Origin of the sequence: Streptomyces aurantiogriseus (assembly GCF_014649375.1) — a bacterium.
In the GTDB taxonomy this organism is placed as follows: domain Bacteria; phylum Actinomycetota; class Actinomycetes; order Streptomycetales; family Streptomycetaceae; genus Streptomyces; species Streptomyces aurantiogriseus.
In genome coordinates this window covers 390,467-396,466 of the sequence record NZ_BMSX01000007.1, presented here as the reverse complement: position 1 = coordinate 396,466, position 6,000 = coordinate 390,467, and the positions used below count along the sequence as shown (strand labels likewise).

Here is a 6,000-nt window from a genome sequence, read left to right as displayed (position 1 = left end):
GGTGTGCGGGTTGTCCACACGGAAGATCCGCACCCCGTACGACATCCAGTGCCGCAGGACGCGCAGGGTCTCGGCGACCAGGCCGTCCATGTCGGCGTCGAAGGCGATGGGGTAGATGTCCTGGTACTTCTTCGGCGGATTCTCGGCGTAGGCGATGGTCCCGTCCGGCCGGTGATGGAACCACTCGGGGTGCTTCTGCACCCAGGGGTGGTCCGGGGAGCACTGCAGGGCGAAGTCCAGCGCGATCTCCAGCCCCTGCTCCCTCGCCTGCTCCACGAACCAGGCGAAGTCGTCGATCGTCCCGAGGTCCGGGTGCACGGCGTCGTGGCCGCCCTCCGGGGACCCGATCGCCCACGGCACGCCCACGTCCTGCGGGCCGGGGGTGAGCGTGTTGTTGCGCCCCTTCCGGAAGGTCGTCCCGATCGGATGGATCGGCGGCAGATAGACGACGTCGAAGCCCATCGCGGCGATGGCGGGCAGCCGCCGGGCGGCCGTCCGGAAGGTGCCGTGCGGATGCTCGGCCGTGCCCTCGGAGCGGGGGAAGAACTCGTACCAGGAGCCGTACAGGGCCCGTTCCCGCTCGACCAGCAGGGGCAGGGTGTCGGACGCGGTGACCAGTTCCCGCAGGGGATGGCGGGCGAGGACCTCGTCCACCTCCGGGGTCAGCGCCGCCGCGAGTCGGGAGGCGGCCGGGCGGGACTCGTCACGCAGGGCGTCGACCGCGGCGAGCAGGACGTCGCTCGCGTCCTCGGGCGCTCCGGCGGCCGCGCGCTCGTAGAGGCGGGCGCCCTCCTCCAGGACCAACTCGGTGTCGATCCCCGCCGGGATCTTGATGTGGGCGTGATGCCGCCAGGTGGAGACCGGATCGCCCCAGGCCTCCACGGCGTACGTCCAGCGGCCCGGCGCGTCCGGGGTGACCTCGGCGCCCCAGCGGTCGGTGCCGGGCGCCAGTTCGCGCATCGGCGTCCAGGGGCCGGGGCGGCCGTCGGGGCCGCGCAGGACGACGTTGGCGGCGACGGCGTCATGGCCCTCGCGGAACACGGTGGCCGAGATCTGGAACGTCTCCCCGGTGACCGCCTTGGCGGGCCGGCGCCCGTGCTGGACGACCGGGCGGACGTCGAGGACGGGTATGCGCCCCACGGCGGGCACATCACCCGCGGAGGATCGCTCCGGGGCCGGCGGTCCGGCGTCGGCGGGGCGCGCGGACGGTGCTTTGGTGCGGGATGTACGGGGTGTCGGGGGTGATGACGAGTGGTGCGTGGCGGGCATGACCGCTCCTGTCCGCATCAACTTGGGTGGGCGGATGGATCCTGGGGAGGTGGGTCCTGCGGTGGGGGTGCCGGATGTGCTGGTGTGTACGGGGGCGTACTCGGGCCCGGACGGGCCGGTGTTGTTGCTCGGGCCGGGCGAACCGGGATTCCACTCGGATTCCCGGACGCGCCGGGTTTCCACTCGGATTCCTGAACGCGCCGGGTTTCCACTCGGGTTCCCGAACGCGCCGGGGTCGTACGTGTGTCCGGACGTGCGGGGGTGGTGCTCGGGTCGTACGGGGTCTTGTACCGGAGGAGCCTTCCCACCCTATTCGGGTGAGCAATCCGGCACTTTGTTAACTACTCACGCGTATGTCTACGGACAAGACCGGCCCCGTTCGCGGGGAACGGGGCCGGTGCCGGCATCCCGCCGCTAGGAGCGCGGGACGCGCAGCAGTTTGTCCGGCGAACCGAGCCCCCGGCCGGACACCTTGCCGCTCGACGCGCCCGCGACCAGCGCCCGTTCGACCTGGGCGGGCGTGGCCTTCGGACGATCGGCCAGATACAGCGCGGCCGCGCCCGCCACGTGCGGCGCCGCCATCGACGTACCGGAGTAGGTCGCGCGCCCCGTGTCGCTCGTGTGCGCCCCTGACGTGATCGACACACCGGGGGCGAACAGATCGAGGGCGGAACCGTAGTTGGAGAAGCCGGCCCGGGCGTCCTTGCCGTCGGTCGCGCCGACGGTCACGGCCTGGCGTACGCCGGCGGGGGAGGAGAGCGAGGCCGACCGGCCCCCGTTGCCCGCGGCGACGGTGTACGTGACGCCGGAGCGGACCGAGGCGCGGACGGCGGCGTCCAACTGCGCGTTGTACGGGCCGCTCAGGCTGAGGTTGGCGACCGCCGGCTTGTGCGCGTTCCGGGTCACCCAGTCGATGCCCGCGATGACCCGCGCGGTGGTGCTCGCACCGGCGTTGTCCAGGACCCGTACGGCGACGACCTTGGCCTTCTTCGCCACACCCAGGCTCGCGCCCGCGACCGTGCCGGCGACATGGGTGCCGTGGCCGTTGCCGTCCGAGGCGATGCGGTCGCCGCCGACGAAGTCCCAGCCGTAGGACGCCCGGCCGCCGAAGTCCTTGTGCGTGACGCGGATCCCGGTGTCGATGACATACACCGTGACCCCGGCCCCCGCGGACTTCGGCGCGCCGTAACTCCCGTCCAGGGGCAGGGACGGCTGGTCGATGCGGTCGAGACCCCAGGATGGCGGGCTCGTCCGGGCCGTCCGCGCCTGTCGCGCGGCGTCCAGCGTCACCCGGGTGTCCTGGACGACCGACGCGACCTGCGGGTCGGCCGCGAGACGCCGGGCCTGTCTCTCGGTCGCCTCGACGGCGAAGCCGTTGAGCACCGTGTCGTAGGTGTGGCTGATTCTGGCCCCGTACCGCGCGGCGACACCGCGTCCGGCCGCCGACGGGGCCCGCACCCCCTCCTTGAGTGTCACGACGTAACTGCCACCGACGGCGCCGGGTTCTCCGGCGCCGCGTATCGTCCCCTCCGGTGCGGCGTGCGCGGGCAGGGTGATGGCCGAAAGCACCATGGTCGTGGCGACCGCGGTCAGACCCCCCGCCCGGCGCAGACGCCGTGTTCGCGTCCGTGCCATGGCTTCGAGTTCCCCTCCTCCACTCGGCGTACGGCGGCTGTGCCGGGTACGCACTGGGCAGCCTCTCGTGTGGGGCGAAGTGCCACAAGGTGGCCTGCGGGGGTGGAATCGGCCATAAGGGTGCGGAGGCTTGGGCGCTGTGTCGGCGTGGGCCGGTGAAAACAGCCCGTCGTGGGGGGCCCGTCCGCTCGAGCGAAGCCGAGAGTGGGGGAGGGTGAGGACGAGACCCGTTCAGGGCCGAAGCGGGCGTCTGCGGCGCCACCCCCAGCGAGGCGGACACGAAGGCCGGTACCGTCTTCAGAGACGTTGACGCACACTGCCGTGCGCCACTCCTCACGCACGCCGAGGTGGAATGTGAAGGCGATTCGTCGATTCACCGTCCGACCCCTTCTGCCCGAACCCCTCCGGCCACTCAGCGACCTGGCCCGCAACCTTCGCTGGTCCTGGCACGCGGAAACACGTGACCTCTTCCAGTCCGTCGACCCCGAACGCTGGGCCAAGTCGGCCGGTGACCCGATAAGGCTCCTCGGCAGTGTGCGTCCGGCACGCCTCGCCGAGCTGGCCGAGGACCGCCGCTTCCTGCGCCGGCTGTCCGCCGCCACCGACGACCTGCACGACTACGTGACCGGCGACCGCTGGTACCAGACCCAGGCGCAGGCCCAGTCCGCGGAACTCCCCTCCGCCATCGCCTACTTCTCCCCCGAGTTCGGCATCACGGCCGCCCTGCCCCAGTACTCCGGCGGCCTCGGCATCCTGGCCGGCGACCACCTGAAGGCGGCCAGCGACCTGGGCGTCCCGCTGATCGGCGTCGGGCTGCTCTACCGGCACGGCTACTTCCGCCAGACCCTCTCCCGGGACGGCTGGCAGCAGGAGCACTACCCCGTTCTCGACCCCAACGAGCTGCCCCTGACCCTGCTGAAGGAGGACGACGGCACCCTCGCCCAGGTCTCCCTCGCCCTCCCCGGCGGCCGCCGACTGCGCGCCCGTGTCTGGCTGGCCCAGGTGGGCCGTGTGCCGTTGCTGATGCTCGACTCGGACGTCGAGGAGAACGACCTCGGCGAACGCGGGGTGACCGACCGGCTCTACGGCGGCGGCAGCGAACACCGCCTGCTCCAGGAGATGCTGCTCGGCATAGGAGGTGTCCGGGCGGTACGGACGTACTGCCGCCTCACCGGCCACGCCCCGCCCGAGGTCTTCCACACCAACGAGGGGCACGCCGGCTTCCTCGGCCTGGAGCGGATCGCCGAACTCTGTGACGACGGCCTCGACTTCGACTCGGGCCTGGAGGCGGTCCGCGCCGGCACGGTCTTCACCACGCACACCCCCGTGCCGGCCGGCATCGACCGCTTCGACCGTGAGCTGGTCGCCCGGCACTTCGGCCCCGACGCCGAACTCCCGCGCATGGACGTGGGCCGCATCCTGAACCTGGGCATGGAGACCTACCCGGGCGGCGAACCGAACCTCTTCAACATGGCGGTGATGGGCCTGCGCCTGGCGCAACGCGCCAACGGCGTCTCGCTGCTCCACGGCCAGGTCAGCCGCGAGATGTTCTCCGGCCTGTGGCCCGGCTTCGACGCCGAGGAGGTGCCGATCACCTCCGTCACCAACGGCGTCCACGCCCCGACCTGGGTCGCCCCCGAGGTCCTGCGGCTCGGCGCCCGCCAGATCGGCGCCCAGCGCACCGAGGACGCGCTCAGCGTCGGCGGCTCCGACCGCTGGGACTCCGTCGCCGACATCCCCGACCAGGACATCTGGGACCTCCGCCGGGACCTGCGCGAACAGCTGGTCCTGGAGGTACGGGACCGCCTGCGCGCCTCCTGGCGGCAACGCGGTGCGGGCACGGCCGAGCTGGGCTGGATCGACGGCGTCCTCGACCCCGACGTCCTCACGATCGGCTTCGCGCGCCGCGTCCCGTCGTACAAGCGCCTGACGCTGATGCTGCGGGACCGCGACCGCCTGATGGACCTGCTCCTGCACCCGGAGCGCCCCCTCCAGATCGTCGTGGCCGGCAAGGCGCACCCGGCGGACGACGGCGGAAAGAGGCTCGTCCAGGAGCTGGTCCGCTTCGCGGACGACCCGAGGGTCCGCCACCGCATCGTGTTCCTCCCCGACTACGGCATGGCGATGGCCCAGAAGCTCTACCCGGGCTGCGACATCTGGCTGAACAATCCGTTGAGGCCGTTGGAGGCCTGCGGCACGAGCGGCATGAAGGCGGCGCTGAACGGCTGCCTCAACCTCTCCGTCCTGGACGGCTGGTGGGACGAGTGGTTCCAGCCGGACTTCGGCTGGGCGATCCCGACGGCGGACGGCGCCGGCACGGACCCGGACCGCCGGGACGACATCGAGGCGGCGGCGCTCTACGACCTGCTGGAACAACGGGTGACCCCCCGCTTCTACGAGCGGGGCCAGCACGGCCTCCCGGACCGCTGGATCGAGATGGTCCGCCAGACGCTGACCCTCCTCGGCCCGAAGGTCCTGGCCGGCCGCATGGTCCGCGAGTACGTCGAACGCCTCTACACCCCCGCCGCCCAGGCCCACCGCACCCTGGACCCGGACGCGGCGCGCGACCTCGCGACGTGGAAGGCGAAGGTGCGTGCGGCCTGGCACACGGTCACGGTCGACCACGTGGAAACCTCGGCGGCCACCCCGACCGCGGAACTCGGCACGACGCTCGCCCTGCGGGTCCGGCTGAGCCTGGGCGACCTGTCCCCCGACGACGTCGAGGTCCAGGCCGTCTCCGGCCGCGTCGACACGGAGGACCGCATCACGGACGCGACGACGGTCCCCCTGAAACCGGTGGGCGGCCCCGACCTGGAGGGCCGCTGGGTGTACGAAGGCCCGCTGTCCCTGGACCGCACGGGCCCGTACGGCTACACGGTCCGCATCCTCCCGAGCCACCGACTGCTGGCGTCGGGGGCGGAGTTGGGGCTGGTGGCGGGGCCGTCGGAGGAGCTGGTGGAGGGGGCGGGGGTGTTGATGCGGTGACGCGCTGAGGGAGGTTCTGGTCGCCGGGGCCTGGAGCGCGCCCCGGCGACGGCCTCCCCGGAGGGTCCTTAATCGGGTGCCCTTGCGCCTCACCGAACGGCAGGATTGCCC

The 6,000-nt window shown here is 72.3% G+C and carries 3 protein-coding genes; 1 reads left to right on the top strand and 2 read right to left on the bottom strand.

The features are described 5' to 3' along the window. Nucleotides 1–1,269 (bottom strand): maltotransferase domain-containing protein (locus IE263_RS18210; RefSeq protein WP_189937639.1); only part of this gene is annotated, 1,269 nt, incomplete at its 3' end. Nucleotides 1,270–1,683: 414 nt separating this feature from the next. Further along, nucleotides 1,684–2,904 carry a S8 family peptidase gene (locus IE263_RS18205; RefSeq protein WP_189937637.1) on the bottom strand — a complete coding sequence of 407 codons (1,221 nt, stop codon included), beginning with the start codon at nt 2,902–2,904 and terminating at the stop codon, nt 1,684–1,686. A 354-nt stretch (nt 2,905–3,258) separates the two neighbouring features. Here IE263_RS18205 and IE263_RS18200 point away from each other — a divergent pair, with 354 nt between their 5' ends. Continuing rightward, complete coding sequence (locus tag IE263_RS18200; RefSeq protein WP_189937635.1) at nt 3,259–5,889, top strand: glycosyltransferase family 1 protein; 2,631 nt, start codon at nt 3,259–3,261, stop codon at nt 5,887–5,889. The last annotated feature ends 111 nt before the right edge of the window (nt 5,890–6,000 follow it).

Excerpts from the sequence above, each read along its gene's own strand:
- IE263_RS18205 (WP_189937637.1), bottom strand. The coding sequence starts at position 2,904 with ATGGCACGGACGCGAACACGGCGTCTGCGCCGGGCGGGGGGTCTGACC.